General features: G+C 69.1%; 17 protein-coding genes. 11 read left to right on the top strand and 6 right to left on the bottom strand.

Translation table 11 applies throughout. The features are described 5' to 3' along the window. Position 1 precedes the first annotated feature (1 nt). From CKO33_RS03715 to clpB, 6 genes are all read right to left on the bottom strand, one after another. Positions 2–1084 (bottom strand): AI-2E family transporter, encoded by a 1083-nt coding sequence (locus CKO33_RS03715; RefSeq protein ID WP_200179418.1) that lies wholly within the window; start codon positions 1082–1084, stop codon positions 2–4. Continuing rightward, positions 1081–1449, bottom strand: a complete 369-nt coding sequence (locus tag CKO33_RS03720) for a Crp/Fnr family transcriptional regulator (RefSeq protein ID WP_200179420.1) — start codon at positions 1447–1449, stop codon at positions 1081–1083. Before CKO33_RS03720 ends, CKO33_RS03715 begins: the two co-directional genes overlap by 4 nt. A gap of 9 nt (positions 1450–1458) precedes the next feature. Further along, on the bottom strand, positions 1459–2178 hold the full coding sequence (locus CKO33_RS03725; protein WP_200179422.1) for a type 1 glutamine amidotransferase family protein: 720 nt from the start codon (positions 2176–2178) through the stop codon (positions 1459–1461). A gap of 32 nt (positions 2179–2210) precedes the next feature. Then, positions 2211–3134: a LysR family transcriptional regulator gene (locus CKO33_RS03730; protein ID WP_200179424.1), complete on the bottom strand. Its 924-nt coding sequence runs from the start codon at positions 3132–3134 to the stop codon at positions 2211–2213. Positions 3135–3298: 164 nt separating this feature from the next. Then, complete coding sequence (locus tag CKO33_RS03735) at positions 3299–3568, bottom strand: hypothetical protein (protein ID WP_200179430.1); 270 nt, start codon at positions 3566–3568, stop codon at positions 3299–3301. A 57-nt stretch (positions 3569–3625) separates the two neighbouring features. Further along, positions 3626–6214 carry an ATP-dependent chaperone ClpB gene (clpB, locus tag CKO33_RS03740; protein ID WP_200179432.1) on the bottom strand — a complete coding sequence of 863 codons (2589 nt, stop codon included), beginning with the start codon at positions 6212–6214 and terminating at the stop codon, positions 3626–3628. Positions 6215–6593: 379 nt separating this feature from the next. Here clpB and CKO33_RS03745 point away from each other — a divergent pair, with 379 nt between their 5' ends. From CKO33_RS03745 to hemG, 11 genes are all read left to right on the top strand, one after another. Beyond that, complete coding sequence (locus CKO33_RS03745; protein ID WP_338081723.1) at positions 6594–7982, top strand: isochorismate synthase; 1389 nt, start codon at positions 6594–6596, stop codon at positions 7980–7982. 4 nt (positions 7983–7986) lie between these two features. Further along, the gene (gene menD / locus CKO33_RS03750) at positions 7987–9669 is read left to right on the top strand and encodes a 2-succinyl-5-enolpyruvyl-6-hydroxy-3-cyclohexene-1-carboxylic-acid synthase (RefSeq protein ID WP_200179434.1); all 1683 of its coding nucleotides are present in this window, start codon (positions 7987–7989) and stop codon (positions 9667–9669) included. Between the two features lie 4 nt (positions 9670–9673). Then, positions 9674–10495 (top strand): 2-succinyl-6-hydroxy-2,4-cyclohexadiene-1-carboxylate synthase, encoded by an 822-nt coding sequence (menH, locus tag CKO33_RS03755; protein ID WP_200179436.1) that lies wholly within the window; start codon positions 9674–9676, stop codon positions 10493–10495. Next, positions 10492–11346 carry a 1,4-dihydroxy-2-naphthoyl-CoA synthase gene (gene menB, locus CKO33_RS03760; RefSeq protein WP_200179438.1) on the top strand — a complete coding sequence of 285 codons (855 nt, stop codon included), beginning with the start codon at positions 10492–10494 and terminating at the stop codon, positions 11344–11346. The genes menH and menB overlap by 4 nt, the downstream gene beginning before the upstream one ends. 42 nt (positions 11347–11388) lie before the next feature. Next, on the top strand, positions 11389–12393 hold the full coding sequence (gene menC, locus CKO33_RS03765) for an o-succinylbenzoate synthase (protein WP_200179439.1): 1005 nt from the start codon (positions 11389–11391) through the stop codon (positions 12391–12393). Then, complete coding sequence (locus tag CKO33_RS03770) at positions 12390–13760, top strand: AMP-binding protein (protein ID WP_242472447.1); 1371 nt, start codon at positions 12390–12392, stop codon at positions 13758–13760. The genes menC and CKO33_RS03770 overlap by 4 nt, the downstream gene beginning before the upstream one ends. Continuing rightward, positions 13757–14185: a hotdog fold thioesterase gene (locus tag CKO33_RS03775; protein ID WP_200179443.1), complete on the top strand. Its 429-nt coding sequence runs from the start codon at positions 13757–13759 to the stop codon at positions 14183–14185. The genes CKO33_RS03770 and CKO33_RS03775 overlap by 4 nt, the downstream gene beginning before the upstream one ends. A 75-nt stretch (positions 14186–14260) precedes the next feature. Continuing rightward, the gene (locus tag CKO33_RS03780) at positions 14261–15757 is read left to right on the top strand and encodes a DUF2867 domain-containing protein (RefSeq protein WP_200179445.1); all 1497 of its coding nucleotides are present in this window, start codon (positions 14261–14263) and stop codon (positions 15755–15757) included. 95 nt (positions 15758–15852) lie between these two features. Continuing rightward, positions 15853–16317: an SRPBCC family protein gene (locus tag CKO33_RS03785; RefSeq protein ID WP_200179447.1), complete on the top strand. Its 465-nt coding sequence runs from the start codon at positions 15853–15855 to the stop codon at positions 16315–16317. Positions 16318–16365: 48 nt separating this feature from the next. Beyond that, complete coding sequence (gene ubiE / locus CKO33_RS03790) at positions 16366–17085, top strand: bifunctional demethylmenaquinone methyltransferase/2-methoxy-6-polyprenyl-1,4-benzoquinol methylase UbiE (protein ID WP_200179448.1); 720 nt, start codon at positions 16366–16368, stop codon at positions 17083–17085. 89 nt (positions 17086–17174) lie between these two features. Continuing rightward, a complete protein-coding gene (gene hemG / locus CKO33_RS03795) occupies positions 17175–18515 on the top strand; it encodes a protoporphyrinogen oxidase (RefSeq protein WP_200179451.1) in 1341 nt (446 codons plus the stop codon). The last annotated feature ends 139 nt before the right edge of the window (positions 18516–18654 follow it).

Genomic DNA, 18654 nt, shown 5'->3' on the forward strand with positions numbered 1-18654 from the left:
CCTAGACGGGCCCCTCCTCCCGGGGCCGGTCCTCGTCGCCGTAGCGGGGCCAGGAACGGATCACCGCCTGGATGAGGGTGGCCAGGGGGATGGCGAAGAAGACCCCCCAGAGCCCCCACAGCCCGCCGAAGAGGATCACCGCCGCGATGATGGCCACGGGGTGCAGATTTACCACCTCCGAGAACAGCAGCGGCACCAGCACGTTGCCGTCCAGGAACTGGATGATGGCATAGGCCACCAGCACGTAGGTGAACTCGTTGCCCAGCCCCCACTGGAAGTAGGCCACCATGGCCACCGGCAGGGTGACCACCGCCGCCCCCACATAGGGGATGATCACCGAGATCCCCACCATGAAGGAGAGCAGCAGGGCGTAGTTGAGATCCAGGAAGATGAAGGTCAGGTAACTGGCGGCCCAAACGATGAGGATCTCGATGAACTTGCCGCGCACGTAGCTGGCGATCTTCAGGTTCACCTCCTCCCACACCTCGTTGGCCAGGCCGCGGTCCCGGGGCAGGAAACCGGTGATCCAGCCCAGGATGGCATCCCGGTCCTTGAGCAGGAAGAAGACCATCAGGGGCACGATCACCAGGTAGACCATGATGGTGGCGATGTGCATGGCCGAGGCCAGGGTCAGGTTCACCACCTGCTGCCCCAGGGCGATGGTCTGGGCGCGGATCGCACCCATGATCTCCCGCACCTGTTCCTCGGAGACGATCTGGGGATAACGCTCGGGCAGCTGCAGCAGCAGGTTCTGGCCGTGGGCCACCATGTTGGGCAGTTCCTCCACCAGCTGGGTGATCTGCTGGCCGAGCACGGGCACCACCAGCAGCAGGGTGGCCACCAGCAGGGCCAGGAACACCAGAAACACCAGGATCACTGCCACCATGCGCGGGAGGCGCCACATCTGCAGATGACGCACGGCCCCCTCCAGCAGATAGGCGAAGACGATGCTGGCCAGCAGCGGGGCCAGGAGCCGGCCGGCAAAGATGACCACGGCGAACCCCAGCGTCAGCAAGAAGGCCAGGATCACCACCTGGGGATCGGAGAAATGGCGGTCATACCAGCGCCGCAGGATATGCATCATTCTTCCTCCCCGCACAACCGGCGGTAATGGCGGGCGAAGAGGGTCTCCAGTTCGTCGATCACCTCCTGCGCCGGGCGCCCCTGCATCACGTGCTGGCTCATGAGTGCCGAGGTCTCGTTCAGCAGCCGGGACTTGTCCAGCATGGGATAGGTGGCGGAGAGTCGTTTCATGGCCTTGACCACCGTCTCCTCCCGGGGCCGCGGGATCGCCTCCGGTTCCGGCAACGGGGCCTCCTCTGGGGGATGGCGTTGGGCCAGGAACTCGGCGAAGGAGACCAGGGTCTCCCGCTGCGCCTGGGGGAGACGCCGCAGGATCCGTCGCAGGCGCGTCTCCGGATCCCTGGGGGCGGCATGGTTTGCGGACATCACCAGGATTCACTCCACCTTCAGGCTGAAGACCGGCATCTTGCGGCGCTCCCGCATCAACTGCAACTCCGACACCAGGGCCGCCACCACCCTGTCCGTGGTCTCCTGCATGGCGGGCCATCGGGTCCGGGCCTGGTCCAGGCAATCGCCGATGTCCGCAGGCGGCTCATGGTGCGGGTCCATGACCAAGTCCTCCAGCATACCCGGCTTCATCTCCGGCCGACACAACAGGCCATAGGTGAGTGCATCGGGGCGTATGGCCAGCCAGCGGCCCTGATCATCCACCAGCAGGGGTTCCAGTCCCGGCGGCAGGTCCACCCCGCCCTGGCGCAGCACCAGCACCTCACGGCCGTCCAGGGCCTCGGCCAGGGCATCCCCCGCCCCGGCTTCGGTACGGCGGGCGGTGCAAAAGCCGCAGGTGGATCCCGCGTCCTCCCGGGGGAGGCCGCCAGCCGCCCGGGCCACCAGGAGCCCCCCCAGACCCAGTCCCACCACAGGGCGCCGAGCCGCGCGGAAGGCCTGGATCAGGCCCAGTTCCTCCTCCAGGTCGGCCGGCCATTGCGGTCCGCCCAGGAGCCACAACCCATCGAACTGGGCCGCCGCCCCGGGCAGGTCCGGCCCCACGAAGGGCCGGAAGTACCGAAAGCCGATGTCCCGCTGCTCCAGCTGGGTCTCGATCAGCCCCAGGAACTCCGCATGGCTGTGCTGCACCACCGCATACTGCTTCATCACCGGCTCCTGCGTCCTTCGGGGCCCCGGCCTCAGGGGGCGGGCGGTTGCGGTGCCCCGGTCTGTCCCTCACAGTAGTCGCGCGCAAAGCCCAGAAGTTCCTCCATGGCCCGCACGCGGAACTTCTGGCGCTGATGCACGAAGGAGAATTGCCGCGTCAGGGGCGGATCCAGCGGGATGGCCACCAGGCGCCCCAGGGCCAGCTCCTTGTCCAGGGTGGCGCGGGAGAGGATGGAGACCCCCATGCCCGCCTCCACGGCCCCCTTGATGGCCTCCGGGCTGCCCAGCTCCAGGCAGACGGCCAGGGCGTTGCGGCCCAGGCCCTGCTGCTGCAGATAGTCCGCGATCACCTCCCGGGTCCCGGACCCCTCCTCCCGGCAGATGAAGGGATGGGGCATGAGTTCGGCAACGCCGAGCACCGACCGGTCGGCCAAAGGATGCCCCGGCGGCACGATGGCCACCAGCTGGTCCAGACGGCAGCGCTCCACGTGCAGGTTGCGGTTCTGTACCGGCCCCTCCACCACCCCCAGGTCGATGACATTGTTCTCCACCATGGAGAGGATGCCCTCGGAGTTGGAGACCCGCAGGCGCACGTTCACCTCCGGATACCTGCGCTTGAACTGGCCCAGCAGGGCCGGGAGCATGTACTCGGCGATGGTGGTGCTGGCCCCCAGGGACAGGGCACCGCTGACGTCCCCGGTGATCTCCCGGATGGCGTTCTCCATCTCCTCGTAGATCTCGAAGATGCGTTCGGCATAGGAATAGGCGGTGCGCCCCGCCTCGGTGAGGCTCACCCGGTTGTGGGCACGGTCGAACAGGCGGGTGTTGAAATACTCCTCCAGCTGGCGCACCTGGAAGGTGACCGCCGGCTGGGTCATGTGCAGGGCCTCCGCCGCCCGGGTGAAGGACAGCAGCCGCGCCACCGTGTAGAACACCTTCAGTCTTCGATCTGCCATGATGCCGAAACCAGCCGGCCCGGGGGCCGGGGAATGAGGGCTGCCGGATGCTGCGGCCCCGCGGGGGCGGGGCTGCGGGGTTGAAATGCCGCCGCAGGCGGGGGCCCGCCTGCGTCCCCCCCGCCACGGGAAGACGATCCCGGACGGAGAGGGAGAGCGGCGCCTCAGGGGGCCCCGGGTCCCTGGCCGTCCCCGGACGGTGCCGCCTGCTGGGCGCGCAGGTCCGCGTGCACCTGGCGCATGAAGGCGTCCAGATGGTCCAGGAATTCCGCACGCTTCTCTTCGGGTACCGGTTGCGCCGCCAGGAGATAGCCGGTGACGGCGGCCATGTACTGCACGGCCACGAGGGGATCGTGGCAGCGTTCGTCGTGGGCCACCAGGACTTCCTGGAGTTTCTGGACCAGTTCCCCGGTCAGTTGCAGTGTCTCGCTCATGGGGGTGAGGGTACAGGGGGCGGGCCACCCGGCTCAAGGCCGGGCGGCCCGCCGCGTTCAGGCGGCCCGGGCCGCCTCGGGGAAGGTGAGCCCCTGCTCGTCGGCGTCCACCCGGATGGTGTCGCCGGGACCGTATGCCCCCTGCAGCAGGCGCTGGGCCAGGGGGTTCTCCAGCTGCTGCTGGATGGCCCGCTTGAGGGGCCGTGCCCCGTAGACCGGATCGAAACCGGCCTCGCCCAGGCGGTCCAGGGCGGCATCGCTGACCTCCAGGGCCAGGTCCCGGTCCGCCAGACGCCGGCGCAGCTGCTCCAACTGGATGAGGGTGATGGAACGGATCTGTTCGCGCCCCAGGGGGTGGAAGACCACCACCTCGTCCACGCGGTTGATGAATTCGGGGCGGAAATGACCGCCCACCACCTCCATCACCGCCGACTTCATCTGCGCGTAGTTCTCCTCCCCGGCCATGTCCTGGATGATCTGGGAGCCCAGGTTGGAGGTCATGACGATCACCGTGTTGCGGAAATCCACGGTGCGCCCCTGGCCGTCGGTGAGGCGGCCGTCATCCAGCACCTGCAGCAGCACGTTGAAGACATCGGCATGGGCCTTCTCCACCTCGTCCAGCAGGATCACGGAGAAGGGCTTGCGCCGCACCGCCTCGGTGAGATAACCACCCTCCTCGTAGCCCACGTAGCCGGGGGGCGCGCCGATGAGCCGGGCCACGGAGTGCTTCTCCATGAACTCGGACATGTCGATGCGCACCATGGCCTCCTCGGTGTCGAACAAAAAGGCGGCCAGGGCCTTGGTGAGTTCGGTCTTGCCCACGCCCGTGGGGCCGAGGAACAGGAACGAGCCGTTGGGCCGGTTGGGGTCCGAGAGCCCGGCGCGGGCGCGGCGGATGGCATTGCACACCGCGTGCACCGCCTCGTCCTGGCCCACCACCCGTTGGGTGATGGCCTCCTCCATGCGCAGCAGCTTGTCCCGTTCGCTCTCCAGCATCTTGGAGACCGGGATCCCCGTCCAGCGGGAGACCACCTCGGCGATCTCCTCATCGGAGACCTTGTTGCGCAGCAGGCGCATCTCCGACATCTCCGCCTGGGCGGCCATGTCCAGCTGGCGCTCCAGCTCGGGGATGCGGCCGTACTGCAGCTCCGACATGCGCCCCAGATCGCCGGCACGGCGGGCGGTCTCCAGTTCCACCCGGGCCCGTTCCAGTTCCTCCTTGATGGCGGCGGTGCCGGAGAGGGCGGCCTTCTCCGATTTCCAGATCTCCTCCTGGTCGGAATACTCCCGCTCCAGGCGGCCGATCTCCTCCTCCAGGGCCTCCAGGCGCCGGCGGGAGGCATCGTCCGACTCCTTCTTCAGGGCCTCGCGCTCGATCTTGAGCTGGATCAGGCGGCGCTCCATGCGGTCCATGCTCTCGGGCTTGGAGTCGATCTCCATGCGGATGCGGCTGGCGGCCTCGTCCACCAGGTCGATGGCCTTGTCCGGCAACTGGCGGTCGGTGATGTAGCGGTGCGACAAAGTGGCGGCGGCGACGATGGCCGGGTCGGTGATCTCCACCCCGTGGTGCACCTCGTAACGCTCCTTCAGGCCGCGCAGGATGGCGATGGTGTCCTCCACGTTGGGTTCGTCCACCAGCACCTTCTGGAAGCGCCGTTCCAGAGCCGCGTCCTTCTCGATGTACTTGCGGTACTCGTCCAGGGTGGTGGCGCCGATGCAGTGCAGTTCACCCCGGGCCAGGGCGGGCTTGAGCATGTTGCCCGCGTCCATGGAGCCCTCGGCCTTGCCGGCCCCCACCATGGTGTGCAGTTCGTCGATGAACAGGATCACCCGGCCCTCCTGCTTGGCCAGGTCGTTGAGCACCGCCTTCATGCGTTCCTCGAAGTCCCCGCGGAACTTGGCCCCGGCGATGAGGGACCCCATGTCCAGGGCCAGTAGGCGGCGGTCCTTGAGCCCCTCGGGCACCTCGCCGTTGACGATGCGCTGGGCCAGCCCCTCGACGATGGCGGTCTTGCCCACACCGGGCTCACCGATGAGCACCGGGTTGTTCTTGGTGCGCCGCTGCAGCACCTGAATGGTGCGGCGGATCTCGTCGTCCCGGCCGATCACCGGGTCCAGCTTGCCCTGCTCGGCCCGTTCGGTGAGGTCGATGGTGTACTTCTCCAGGGCCTGGCGCTGCTCCTCGGCATTGGGGTCCTCCACCCGCTGGCCGCCGCGCAGGGCGTCGACGGCCTCGGCGAGCTTCTCTTTCGTGGCCCCGGCCCGGGTCAGCATGTCCGCCAGCGCGCCCTTGCTTTCCAGGGCGGCGAGGACGAACAGCTCGGAGGAGATGAACTGGTCCTTGCGCTCCTGGGCCTTCTTGTCACAGAGATTCAGCAGGCGGCCCAGGTCGTTGGAGATGTGCACCTCGCCGGCTGAACCCTCCACCCGGGGGAGTCGCTCCAGGGCCTCCCCCAACTGGGAGCGCAGCAGGTTGACATTGACCCCGGCCCGGGCCAGCAGGGGCCGCACGGCCCCCCCTTCCTGGTCCAGCAGGGCGATCATCATGTGCACCGGCTCGATCATCTGATGATCCCGGCCCACGGCCAGGGACTGGGCATCGGCCAGTGCCGTCTGGAATTTGCTGGTGAACTTGTCCATGCGCATGACGGCAAAACCCTCGGATCGATTTCTTGGATTACAGAACAAGATGGGGCCGCCCGCCAGGGTTTCAACCGGCGCGCCCGCGGGGCTGAACTTGCCGCTGCGGGACCGATCTGATATACGTCATGGTCCTTTTCCGGGGCCGTGCGCTAGATTCGGACCGTGTCGGGACATGGACCCAGCGGTCCCGGCGAACCCGCCCTTCCCACACAGCGCGCCCGCTGCGGTACGATCCCGCAAGGGGCGGTGAAGGTGCGCCGGCGGCCTCCCGCCTCCCTGGACCGAGACCGACCGTGGCGCCACCGCCGGGTACGCCATTGCTTTCAGAGGATCGCCCGTGTCATCACCCAGCCGACGTCCGGCATCGCGAGGAGGAGGGCCCGTGGATTCCGGTAAACCGCCGGTGACCTCCCGCGACACCCCGGCGCAGGGCACGGCCCACGACCGGGCGGTGGCCGACCTGCTGGGCCGCATCAAGAACTGGCAATTCCGGGGCGGTACCCTGCTGCGGGCCAGCGTGTCCCTGCCGCCCATGGACCCCCTCCTCTGGCTGCAGGCCAACGAACAGCCTCCGCGCTGCTACTGGCGCAACCGGGACCACACCCTCGCCCTGGCAGGTCTGGGTTCTGCATGCACCCTGGAGGCCCGCTCCGAGGCCCACTATGCCGCCGTGCTCCACCGCATCAACACCCTCATCGGTGACGAGGATGCCTTCTTCGTCGGCGGGGTCTCCTTCGACGGCCGTCCCGGCCGGGAGGCCTGGGCGCGGTTTCCCGCAGCCCTGTTCGTGCTCCCCGCCATCGAGCTGCGCCAGGACGAGGCCGGCTGCCGCCTGGCGGTGAACCTGCTGGCGGAATCGCAGCGGGACTTTGTACGGGAGAAGACCCGCCTCATTGCCGCCCTCTGCCAGTTGCGCTTCGACGCGGATCCCCCGCTGGATCCACCAGTGCGCATCACCCGGCGGGAGGATCACATGGACTTCCCCGCCTGCGCCGGACACATCGATGCCATCCTGGAACGCATCGCCGCCGGATCCCTGCGCAAGGCGGTCCTGGCCCGGCGGGTCCTGCTGCACCTGGATGCCCCCCTGCACGCCTTCACCACCCTGCGGCGGCTGCAAGCCGGCAGCACCGGCAGCTTCTGCTTCGCCCTGGAGCGGGACGGCCAGTTCTTCATGGGCTGCTCCCCCGAACGCCTCTTCAGCCGCATCGACCGGCGGGTGTGCACCGAATCCCTGGCGGGCACGGTGCGCCGTGGCGAGACCCCGGAGGAGGACCGGCGCCTGGAACGCCTGCTCCTGGACGATCCCAAGCTGGTGCACGAACACGAACTGGTGACCCGCTACGTGCACGACCAGATCGCCCCCTGGGTCACCCGCGCCGAGACCCCCGAGCACGCCGGTGTGGTGAAACTGGACCGCATCCAGCACCGCTACCTCCCCCTGTGTGCCACCCTGCGCCCCGGGGTCATGGACGAACAGCTCCTGCGCACCCTGCATCCCACCCCCGCGGTATGCGGTTTTCCCCGACGCGAGGCCCGGGACCTGATCCTGGAGCGGGAGCCGGTCCCCCGGGGCTGGTACAGCGGCACCGTCGGCGTGGTCTCCCCGCAGCATGCGGAATTCGCTGTGGCCATCCGCTCGGCCCTGGTGGAGGGCAATCGCATGATGCTCTACTCCGGCGTGGGCATCGTGGACGGCTCCTGCCCCGAGGCGGAATGGAACGAACTGGAAGCGAAGCTGGAAACCCTCCTCTCCGTGGTGGGAGGCTGATACCATGCGGGCCCCCTTCAGCCACATCAACGAGGCCTGGTCGCGGCTGATCCTGGAGCGGCTGTATGATCATGGTATCCGGGACCTATGCATCGCCCCCGGGAGCCGCAGCGCCCCCCTGACCCTGGCCGCCGCAAACCTGCAGCGCCCGGACCTGGTCCTGCACACCCACTTCGACGAACGCGGCCTGGGCTTCTTCGCCCTGGGCCTGGCCAAGGCCCGGGGGCGCCCCGTGGCCCTGATCACCACCTCCGGCACCGCCGTGCCCAACCTGCATCCGGCCCTGGTGGAGGCCTTCCAGACCCATGTGCCCCTGGTGGCGGTCACCGCCGACCGGCCGCCGGAGCTGCTCCACTGCGGCGCCAACCAGGCCATCGAGCAGAGTGGCCTCTTCGCCCGCCACGTGCGCGCGGCCGCGGACCTGCCCCCCGCGGACGAGGCCGTGTCCGCCGGCTGGCTCAGCCAGGCCCTGGACCGGGCCTGCGCCGCCCTGCACGGCCCGGACCGGGGTCCCGTGCACCTCAACGCCCCCTTCCGCGATCCCCTCTACGGCACCTCGCAGCGGGCGGACTTCGGGCCCTGGCGCTCCGACGTGCGTCCCGTCTCCGAAACGACCCCCTCCGTCCCGGCGGTGGCAGTCCCCGAAACGCCCCCGCAGACACCGGCGCTGCTGGTGGCGGGACAGCTCCTGCCGGAGGAGGCCCGGGCCGTGTTGCACCTGGCCGAGCGCACCGGCACCACCATCCTGGCCGACATCGGCAGCCAGCTGCGCCTGCTGGATCATCCCCGTATCCTGCCCTATGCGGAGCTCTGGCTGGCCACACCCGCGGGACGACACGCCCTTGCGGGGATCCGGCAGGTGATCCAGTTCGGCGGCCGGCTCACCGGCAAACGCCTGAACCAGTGGCTGGCCGGCTTTGAGGGGGCATACTGGCTGGTGAGCGAGCACAGCGCCCCCCTCGACCCCCAGCGCCGCGCCCGGCACCTGCAGGCCGCCATCCCGGCCTTTTGCGAGGCCCTGTCCCTGCCGCCCGCCGCGCCGCTGGAAACGGCGAAGCCGACCGTAAACGCCGGCCTGGAAGCCACCCTGGAGGCCCGTTTCTCGGAACTCACGGCGGTGCGGCTCATCACCCAGAGACTGCCCCGCGGCATGGCCCTCCTCCCGGGCAACAGCATGAGCGTGCGCCTGCTGGACCTGGTTGCCGCCCCCGGGGACGGCAACCCCGTGCTCACCAACCGCGGCGCCAGCGGCATCGACGGCCTGGTGGCCACCGCCGCCGGTTTCGCCCGGCATCACGGCGCCGGCGTCACCCTGGTGCTGGGGGACCTGTCCCTGCTGCACGATCTCAACAGCCTGCACCTGGCGGCACGCAGCCCGTCGCCACTGGTGATCCTGGCCCTGAACAACGACGGCGGCGCCATCTTCCAGCTGCTCCCGGCCCGGGACCAGGGGCCCCACTTCGAACCCTTCTTCCAGCTCCCCCACGGCCTGGACTTCGCCCAGGCCGCGGCCCAGTTCGGTCTGGACTACGCCCGGCCGGATACCCCAGAGGCCCTGGCCGCGGCCTACGACGCCGCCTGTGCCCGCACCGGGGCGACCCTCATCGAACTGCGCTTCCCGCCGCAACACGGGGCCGGACACCTGAACCTCCTGCTGCAACGCCTGCAGGAGACGGAGACCGGCTGAGCCAATGACGATCCCGCAGCGGATTTCCGGCGCCGCCCCCGGAAGACCCGTGGTGGTCTGCCTGCACGGCTTCATGGGCCGGGGCGCCGACTGGGGGGCGGTGGCCGCCGTCCTGGGGGATGCCTTTGACTGCCGTCTCCCGGACCTGCCGGGCCACGACGGCCATCTGCCCCCCTGGCTGGCCGGGGGGGCGGACTTCGCCAGCTACTGCCACCACACCTGGGAGGCCCTGGCCCCGGACCTGCCGCAACGGTTCGTGCTCGCGGGGTATTCCATGGGCGGGCGTATCGCCGCCGCCCTGGCCCTGCAGCACCCGGAGCGCATCGCCGCCCTGGTGCTGGAGGGGGCCCACCCCGGCCTGACGGACGCCGCCTCGCGCCAGGACCGCCGCCGGCAGGACGCTGCCTGGATCCGCCGCTTCCAGCAGGATCCCTGGCCGGATCTGCTGCAGGACTGGTACCGCCAACCGGTCTTCGCCGACCTGGATGCGGACACCCGCCGGCGCTTCATCGATGCCCGCGCAGGCCATGATCCCCATACCCTGGCCCGCGTCCTGGAGGCGGCGGGTCTTGCCGGCCAGCCGGATCTGCGCCCACAACTGGCGTCATTGGAGGCACCAGTCTTCTACATCGCCGGAGAAAAGGACACCCGCTTCAGCGCCCTGGGGGAGGCGCTGGCGGCCCGGTGTCCCGGGCTGACCCTTGTCAAACTGCAAGGCCTGGGGCATAACTGCCACGCCCAGGCCCCGGAAGCGGTGGCCGGCGTGCTCACCCGCGCCGCCCGGGCCACCCCAAACGAAACCATCCATCCCGTCGAGAGCCCATGACCACAGCAGCCGAATCCAGCATCCAGCCCGCCGCCGACTGGCAGGACCACTCCGGGGATTTCCAGGACGTCCTCTACCACAAGGCGGAGGGGATCGCGAAGATCACCATCAACCGACCGGAGGTGCGCAACGCCTTCCGCCCGCGCACCGTCATGGAGATGCAGCGCGCCCTGGCCGACGCCCGCTTCGACCCCGATATCGGCGTCGTCGTCCTCACCGGGCAGGGCGATCTGGCCTTCTGCTCCGGCGGCGACCAGCGGGTGCGCGGCGATTCCGGCTACAAGGACGACGACACGGGCATGCATCACCTGAACGTCCTGGACCTGCAAAAGGAGATCCGCTCCTGCCCCAAGCCCGTGATCGCCATGGTGGCCGGCTACGCCATCGGGGGCGGGCATGTGCTGCACCTGATCTGCGATCTCACCATCGCCGCCGAGAACGCCCGCTTCGGCCAGACCGGACCCAAGGTGGGCTCCTTCGACGGCGGATTCGGCGCCAGCTACATGGCCAGCGTGGTGGGGCAGAAGAAGGCCCGGGAGATCTGGTTCCTGTGCCGCCAGTACGACGCCGCCCAGGCCCTGGACATGGGGCTGGTGAACACCGTCGTGCCCCTGGAACGGCTGGAGCAGGAGACCGTGGAATGGTGCCGCCAGATCCTGCAGCACTCCCCCGTCGCCCTGCGCATGCTCAAATCCGCCTTCAACGCCGGTGTGGACGGCCAGGCAGGCATCCAGGAGCTGGCGGGCAATGCCACCATGCTCTTCTACATGACCGAGGAGGGTCAGGAAGGGCGCAATGCCTACCTGGAACGGCGCAAGCCCGATTTCTCCCGCTTCCGCCGCCAGCCCTGAGGCCACGGCCCCGCCAGGAGGCGGGGCCCGTGTGTTTTCCCCATGCCCACCCCCCATCGCCTGCACCTGTGGCGTTTCCATCTCCCCCTCACCGCCCCCCTGGATCTGGGGGCGGTGACCCTGGACCAGCGGGAGGGACTGCTGCTGCAATGGGAACAGGACGGGGCCCCCTGCGTGTGGTCCGAGATCAGCCCCCTGCCGGGCTTCAGCCCCCATGACCTGGAGACCTGCCTGCGCGCCCTGCAGGGGCACCTTGAGCCTCCGGGCCCCCTGGCGGAGCGTCTGGGACGGGACACCCGGGATCTGCCCCCCGAGGTCCGCTTCGGTATCGAGGCCGGCCTGCTGCAGTGCACTACCGCCCTGCCCCCTCCGCGCCCCCTGCCCCGCTGCCGGCTGCTGCGCCACGACGACCCGGCACGCTCGGGGCCGGCCCCGGAGTCGGCCTGCATCAAGCTCAAGGTGGGCCGTGCCACCCCCCGGGCGGACCGGGATACCCTGCTGGGACTGCTGCAGCGCCTGAAACCGGGGCAGCGTCTGCGCCTGGACGCCAATCGCAGCTGGTCCCTGGAGGATGCCCGTACGGTGCTGGAGGGGATGGATCCGCAGCGCATCGCGTTCGTGGAGGAACCCCTGCGTCCGGGACTGGACTACGGCCCCTGGCCGGGGATCAGCGCCGTCCCCTTCGCCTGGGACGAGACCCTGCGGGCGGGCACCGCCCCCTTCCCGGCAAAGACCCTGGACACCCCGGGCCTGGGGGCCCTGGTGCTCAAGCCCATGCTCACGGGCCTTACGGAAACGCAGCGACTGGTAACCGCCGCTCGCACCCGGGGGCTGCAGGTGATCCTCAGCGCCGCCTACGAGAGCAACCTCACCCTGGACCTGTACGCGCGTCTGGCCGATTATTGGGGACTGCCCGGACCCCACGGCCTGGACACCTTCTCGGCCCTGGGTCACGCCCTGCTGGCCCCCATCGAGAGCCAGCCGGAACACCGGCAACGCCCCATATGCCCACGGGAGGCCCTGGAACCCCTCGGGACCTGGACATGAACACCCTGCCTGCCGACACCCTGCCCCGTCTGCTGCACCATCGGGCCCGCACCCATGCCGATGCCCCGGCTGTGGTTCACGCCGATGCCCCGGCCCTGGACTTCGCCGGCCTGGCGGCCCGGGTGACGGATCGTGCCCGGACCCTGCAGGCCGATGGCATCGCTCCCGGCGACTGGGTGGCCCTGCGCACCCGGACGGATCTCCAGGGCCTGGTGGACCTGCTGGCGGTACCGGCGGCGGGGGCCTGCCTGCTGCCCATTCACCCCAGGATGCCTGCAACGCCCCTGGATACCCTGCTGCGGGCGCAGGCGATCCCCTGGATCCTTGCCGAACCCGGGGCCACGGTGACGGCCACCGGCTACGGCAGCGGGGGAAGACCACCCCGGGCGGAAGGCCTGCATGCCCCCTGCACCGGAGTGCTCACCTCGGGCTCCACGGGCCACCCCAAAGTGGCCGTGCACAGCCATGGCAATCACCTCTACAGCGCCCTGGGGGCCAATGCCGTGAACCCCCTGGGTCCGGGGGACCGTTATCTCCTCTCCCTGCCCACCTTCCACGTGGGCGGCCTGACCATCCTGGTGCGCTGCCTGCTGGGCGGGGCCGCCCTGGTGCTGGGGGGGCGCGCCGAGGATGCGGCCTTCCTGGAACGCATGGGGGTGACCCATGTCTCCATGGTGGAGACCCAACTGCAGCGCCTCCTGGCCGGGGAGACCCTTCCCTCCGGATTGCGTACCGTGCTGCTGGGGGGCGGCCCGGTGCGTCCTCATCTCCTGGAAGAGGCCCGCCACCGGGGACTCTCCTGCTGGATGAGCTACGGCCTCACGGAGATGACGGCGCAGGTGGTGACCCACGACCCCCATGGCCGGGGCCGCATCCTGCCCCACCGGGAATGCCGGGTGGATGCCAACGGCGAGATCCTGGTGCGGGGCGACACCCTCTTCCTGGGCTACCTGGAGGATGGAGCGATCCGCCCGGCCACCGACACCCAGGGCTGGTTCCATACCCGCGACCTGGGCCACTGGGAGGACGGCCGGCTGCACATCACCGGACGGGCCGATAATCAGTTCATCAGCGGGGGGGAGAACATCCAGCCGGAGGCGGTGGAGGCGGTCCTGCACCGTCATCCCCGCATCCTGCGGGCCGTGGTGGTCCCCCGCCCGGATGCCGAATTCGGCCAGCGTCCGGTGGCCTTCCTGGAGACGGACGGCAGGGTGGACGAACCCTCCCTGCGGGACTGGCTGCGGGAACACCTTCCGCCCTACATGGTCCCCGTGGCCTTCCTGGAACTGGAACCCACCCCGGATCTGAAGGTGCGCCGCGGCGAGCTGGCCCGCCGTGCCGCAGCGGGCCACCGGGAGGCCCCATGACCGGACCCTGGCAACGGCCGATCCCGGCCCAGGGCTTTGATGATCTGATCCCGGGGACCCTCATGGAGGCCCTGGGCATCCGCATCCTCGGGGTGGAAGGGGACACCCTCAGCGGCACCCTGCCCGTGGACCGGCGCACCCGGCAGCCCTTCGGCCTGCTCCACGGAGGCGCCAGCGTCGCCCTGGCGGAGACCCTGGGCAGCCTCGCCGCCTGGCTGGCCTGTCCCGAGGGATATGTACCCGCCGGGCTGGAGATCAACGCCAGTCACCTGCGCGCCGTGCCCGGGGGGACGGTGACCGGCCATGCCCGCCCCGTGCGCCTGGGCCGCCGCCATCAGGTATGGGCGGTGGAGATGGAGGACGAAGCGGGCCGGGCGGTGTGCACCTGCCGGCTCACCGTGGCCATCCAGCCCCAAAAGGACTGAGAACGGTTTTTTTTGCATCGGGGGCATTGGCGCCCATAATGGGATCATTCCCGCACGATGCGCAGGAGTTTCCCCATGCACACCCCGAGCGAACAGCCCTCCGGGCCGAACAAGGATGTACAGGACGATCCCCGCCCCATCACCCTGGTCTTTGGGGCCAGTGGCTACATCGGCTCCAACCTGGTGCCGCGCCTGGCCGCCGCGGGCAAGGCCCGGATCCGCGCCGCCTCCCGCCGGGCCGAGGTGCTCCAGGCCCGGGGCTGGGAGGGGGTGGAATGCGTGGCCGCCGATGCCCTCAAGCCGGAGACCCTGGATGCGGCCCTGAAGGGGGTACGCACCGCCTACTACCTGGTGCACTCCATGGGCTCCGGCCGGGACTTTGGCCGCCTGGACCGGGAGGCGGCGCACCATTTTGCCGAGGCGGCGGCCCGGGCCGGGGTGGAACGCATCATCTATCTGGGGGGGCTGGCCCCGGCCTCGGCCCGCAGCGAGCACATCGTCTCCCGGCGTCAGACCGGTGATACCCTGCGGGAAGGCCCCGTGCCGGTGACGGAACTGCGCGCGGGCATCATCGTCGGCCCCGGGTCCGCCGCCTTCGAGGTGATGCGGGACCTGGTACTGCACCTGCCGGTGATGGTGACGCCCAAGTGGGTCTCCCGGCGTTCCCCCCCCATCGCCCTGGAGAACCTCCTGGAATACCTGCAGCGGGCCCCGGACATCCCGGAGGCGGCCGGCTGCATCCTGGACGTGGCCGGCCCGGAATACCTCACCTATGGGCGCATGATGCACATCCTGGCCGAGGAGGCGGGTCACCGGCCTCCGGTGATCCTCCCCGTGCCCCTGCTCTCCCCCCGACTCTCCTCTTACTGGCTGCGGCTGGTCACCTCCGTGCCCACCCCCATCGCCCGGGCCCTGGTGGATGGGCTGCGCGAGGACTATATCGCCGATGATGAGCGCACCCGCCGTCTCATGCCCCAGCGGCTGCTGGACTTCCGTGAGGCGGTCCGGGCCGCCTTCGAGGCGGAGCGGCAACACACCGTGGCCGCCCGCTGGACCGAGGGGGCCTTCATGTTCCGGGACTATCGCCTGGACTACAGCTACTACGCCAAGCACGCCGGTGGCAGTGCCGTGGCCCGGACCACACCGCAACAGGTCTGGTCGGTGATCACGGCCATCGGCGGCGACCACCGCTACTTCGCCTATGAACCCCTGTGGCGCATCCGGGAAGCGGTGGACTGGATGCTGGGGGGGCCGGGGCGCAACTACGGCCGCCGGGACCCGGTGGACCTGCGCGTGGGGGACATGGTGGATTCCTGGCGCGTGGTGGGGCTGGAACCGGGGCGGCGCCTCACCCTGGGATTCGGCATGCGCGCCCCGGGGGCGGGGGTGCTGGAGTTCGAGCTGACCCCCGTGGATGGGGGTACTCGTATCGATGTGGTCAACCACTGGCATCCGGCGGGCATGCCGGGGCTGATCTATTGGTACACTATGGCCCCGGCCCATGCCTTCCTCTTCAGCGCCATGGCACGAAACATCGCACAGCGGGCCGAGGCCCTTGACGACGTCGCTTGACCCCGCTGCCCCGCTCTGACATAACCCGGCCACCCCGCGGGTGATGGCCACCGGGGCCGTGGCGGTCGACATCCCAAGCCATACTGGAGCCGTTCATGCCGGTCATCGAACATGACATGCTCTTCCCGGCGGAGCCCGAGAAGGTCTATGCCCTCATCCGCCGGGTGGATGAATTCCCGCGTTACGCGGATGCCGTCCAATCCGTCGTCCCCCTGGACGAACGCACCTACCGCTGGACGGTGCATGCCAACGGCATGCAGTTCCACTGGGACGTGGCCATCGTGGAGGAAGACCCGCCCCGGGGCCTGAAGTGGGAATCCCGCAGCGGCATCCGCAATACCGGACGCTATCGCCTGAAACCTGCACGCGGCGGCACACGGGTGCAACTGACCATCGAGTACCACCTGCACAACCGCTTGCTGGACAAGACCGTGGGACGGGTGGCCAAACCCATCGTGCATCACATCAGCGAACAGGCCTTTGAACGCATCCGGCAACGCCTGCTGGAGGAGTCCGGGGAACGCGGCGGCCGGCCCGATTCCCCGGGGAAATCCCCCTGAAGCCTTGGACCCGCCGCATCCCGCCCTTCACCCTCATCCGGACATCCCATGGACAGACAACAACGCATCATCCAGATGTTCAACGACATCTCGCCCACCTATGACCGGCTCAACCGCATCCTGAGCTTTGGCATCGACCAGCGCTGGCGGCGCAACGCCTGCCAGGCAGCCCTCAAGGCCCACGGCCGGCCGGTGCGGCATCTGGTGGACGTGGCCACGGGCACCGGGGATCTCATCCTGTGCTGGCGCGAGGCGGGCCGGGCCACCGGCACCCCTATTCAACAGGTCACCGGCGTGGACCCGGCCCGGGGGATGCTGGATCTGGCCCGGCGCAAGGTGAAGAATGCCGAATTCATCGAGGCCCCGGCCACCGCCCTGCCCCTGGAGGACGAGGCGGCGGACATGGTGAGTATCAGCTACGGCATCCGCAACGTCCTGGACGTGGACGGGGCCCTGCGGGAGTTCCACCGTGTGCTGGAACCCGGCGGCCATCTCCTGATCCTGGAATTCATGAGCCCGGCCCGACCGGGACTGGTGGACCGCATCGGCCGGTTCTACATGTCCCGTCTTCTGCCCAAGGTGGGGGCCTTCATCTCCCGCGATCCCGAGGCCTACCGCTATCTCCCGGAATCCATCCAGGACTTTCTCACCAGCCAGGCCCTGGTGGAGAAACTGCAGGCGGCCGGTTTCGAAATGGTCCAGGTGAAGGACGACACCTTCGGCATCTCCACCCGCTTCGTGGCCCGGCGGCCGCAGCGGGAGGCATAAAAAACACATATCAACCGTACCGTATCCCGGGGCCAGGCGCGGACGCGCCGCCCCCCCATCCCCCATCTGACAAGAGGAGAATCCACATCATGCGGGTGGCGATCATCGGCGCAGGAATCAGCGGCCTGAGCACGGCCTTCTACCTGAAACGGACCCGGAGCGATGCCGAGGTGCACGTCTTCGAGGCCAACGAGCATCTGGGCGGGACCATGCACACCGTGAACCAGGACGGCTTCCTCTTCGAGGAAGGCGGCAACGGCTTCCTCAGCAACAAGCCGGACATGCTCAAGCTGGTGAATGAAAGCCAGGCCACCGACATCCTCATGCGCAGCGAGGACGCCGCACGCCGGCGCTTCATCTACACGGACCGGATGCACCCCTTCCCGGACGGCCCCGGCAAGTTCATCCGCTCACAACTGCTCACCCCGGCGCAGAAGCTGCGGATCCTCGGCGAACTCTTCGTCCCGCCCAAGCGGGACGAAAGCGACGAGACCCTGCAGTCCTTTGGATACCGGCGCCTAGGCAAGGCCTTCACCGATGTCTTCCTGGATGCCATGACCGCCGGCATCTACGGCACCACCGCGGATCGTGTCTCCGTACAGGCGGCCTTTCCCCTGGTGGTCAACCTGGAGCGGGAGTATGGCGGCCTGTTCAAGGGCATGATCAAGCGCCGCAAGCAGAGCGCCGGTCCGGGTGGGGTGCTCATGAGCTTCAAGGGCGGCATGACTACCATGGTGGACCATCTGCAGCAACAGGTGGACGCCCACTGGCATACGGGGGCCCCGGTGGAGGCAATCACCCGGGAAGGCGAAGGCTACCGTGTGCAGGCAGGTGGCGATGCCCTGACGGTGGATCAGGTGATCGTGGCCACCCCCGCCTACGCCGCCGCCGAAATGCTGAAACCCCTGGATGCGGAACTCTCCGGGCAACTGGCGGCCCTGGATTATTCCCCCATCGCAGTGGTGGGCTTCGGCTGGAAGGAACTGGACCATCCCCTGGATGGATTCGGGCTGCTCACCACTGCCGATGCCGACCTTCCCGTCCTGGGGGTGCTCTGGGACAGCAGCATCTTCCCGGACCGTGCCCCCGAAGGGATGAAGAGTGTGCGCGTCATGCTGGGCGGGCAACGGGCCCCCCAAAAGGTGGAACAGGATCCCGAGACCCTCATCCAGGAGGCCCTGGAAGGCGTACGCAAGGGCCTGGGCATCGACAAGACCCCGGATGCCACCTTCGTCAAGCGCTGGCCCAAGGGGCTCCCCGGATACCCGGTGGGCCATATCCAGGCGGTGGATGCCCTCATGGAGCGGGCCGGTCAGCACCGTGGTCTGCATCTCACCGGCAATGCCTATCGCGGCATCGCCATGAACGATTGTGTCCGCAACGGCCGTCTGACTGCCGAGGCCGCGGCCATGGTCGGTCGGGTGAACTAACAAAACACCCAGCACCCGGCCCCTTTTCCTTTTTGTTTTTGGTGGCCGGGGGATGGTTTTTGGGGGTTGAGGGCATAAAAAAACCCCCGGAGGCGGAGCCGTCCGGGGGTTTTGGGATAAGAGCCTGGCAGTGACCTAC

This window comes from Ectothiorhodospira mobilis (assembly GCF_016584115.1).
Lineage (GTDB): Bacteria > Pseudomonadota > Gammaproteobacteria > Ectothiorhodospirales > Ectothiorhodospiraceae > Ectothiorhodospira > Ectothiorhodospira mobilis.

Excerpts from the sequence above, each read along its gene's own strand:
- CKO33_RS03715 (WP_200179418.1), bottom strand. The coding sequence starts at position 1,084 with ATGATGCATATCCTGCGGCGCTGGTATGACCGCCATTTCTCCGATCCC.
- CKO33_RS03720 (WP_200179420.1), bottom strand. The coding sequence starts at position 1,449 with ATGTCCGCAAACCATGCCGCCCCCAGGGATCCGGAGACGCGCCTGCGA.
- CKO33_RS03725 (WP_200179422.1), bottom strand. The coding sequence starts at position 2,178 with ATGAAGCAGTATGCGGTGGTGCAGCACAGCCATGCGGAGTTCCTGGGG.
- CKO33_RS03730 (WP_200179424.1), bottom strand. The coding sequence starts at position 3,134 with ATGGCAGATCGAAGACTGAAGGTGTTCTACACGGTGGCGCGGCTGCTG.
- CKO33_RS03735 (WP_200179430.1), bottom strand. The coding sequence starts at position 3,568 with ATGAGCGAGACACTGCAACTGACCGGGGAACTGGTCCAGAAACTCCAG.
- clpB (WP_200179432.1), bottom strand. The coding sequence starts at position 6,214 with ATGCGCATGGACAAGTTCACCAGCAAATTCCAGACGGCACTGGCCGAT.
- menD (WP_200179434.1), top strand. The coding sequence starts at position 7,987 with ATGCGGGCCCCCTTCAGCCACATCAACGAGGCCTGGTCGCGGCTGATC.
- menH (WP_200179436.1), top strand. The coding sequence starts at position 9,674 with ATGACGATCCCGCAGCGGATTTCCGGCGCCGCCCCCGGAAGACCCGTG.
- menB (WP_200179438.1), top strand. The coding sequence starts at position 10,492 with ATGACCACAGCAGCCGAATCCAGCATCCAGCCCGCCGCCGACTGGCAG.
- menC (WP_200179439.1), top strand. The coding sequence starts at position 11,389 with ATGCCCACCCCCCATCGCCTGCACCTGTGGCGTTTCCATCTCCCCCTC.
- CKO33_RS03770 (WP_242472447.1), top strand. The coding sequence starts at position 12,390 with ATGAACACCCTGCCTGCCGACACCCTGCCCCGTCTGCTGCACCATCGG.
- CKO33_RS03775 (WP_200179443.1), top strand. The coding sequence starts at position 13,757 with ATGACCGGACCCTGGCAACGGCCGATCCCGGCCCAGGGCTTTGATGAT.
- CKO33_RS03780 (WP_200179445.1), top strand. The coding sequence starts at position 14,261 with ATGCACACCCCGAGCGAACAGCCCTCCGGGCCGAACAAGGATGTACAG.
- CKO33_RS03785 (WP_200179447.1), top strand. The coding sequence starts at position 15,853 with ATGCCGGTCATCGAACATGACATGCTCTTCCCGGCGGAGCCCGAGAAG.
- ubiE (WP_200179448.1), top strand. The coding sequence starts at position 16,366 with ATGGACAGACAACAACGCATCATCCAGATGTTCAACGACATCTCGCCC.
- hemG (WP_200179451.1), top strand. The coding sequence starts at position 17,175 with ATGCGGGTGGCGATCATCGGCGCAGGAATCAGCGGCCTGAGCACGGCC.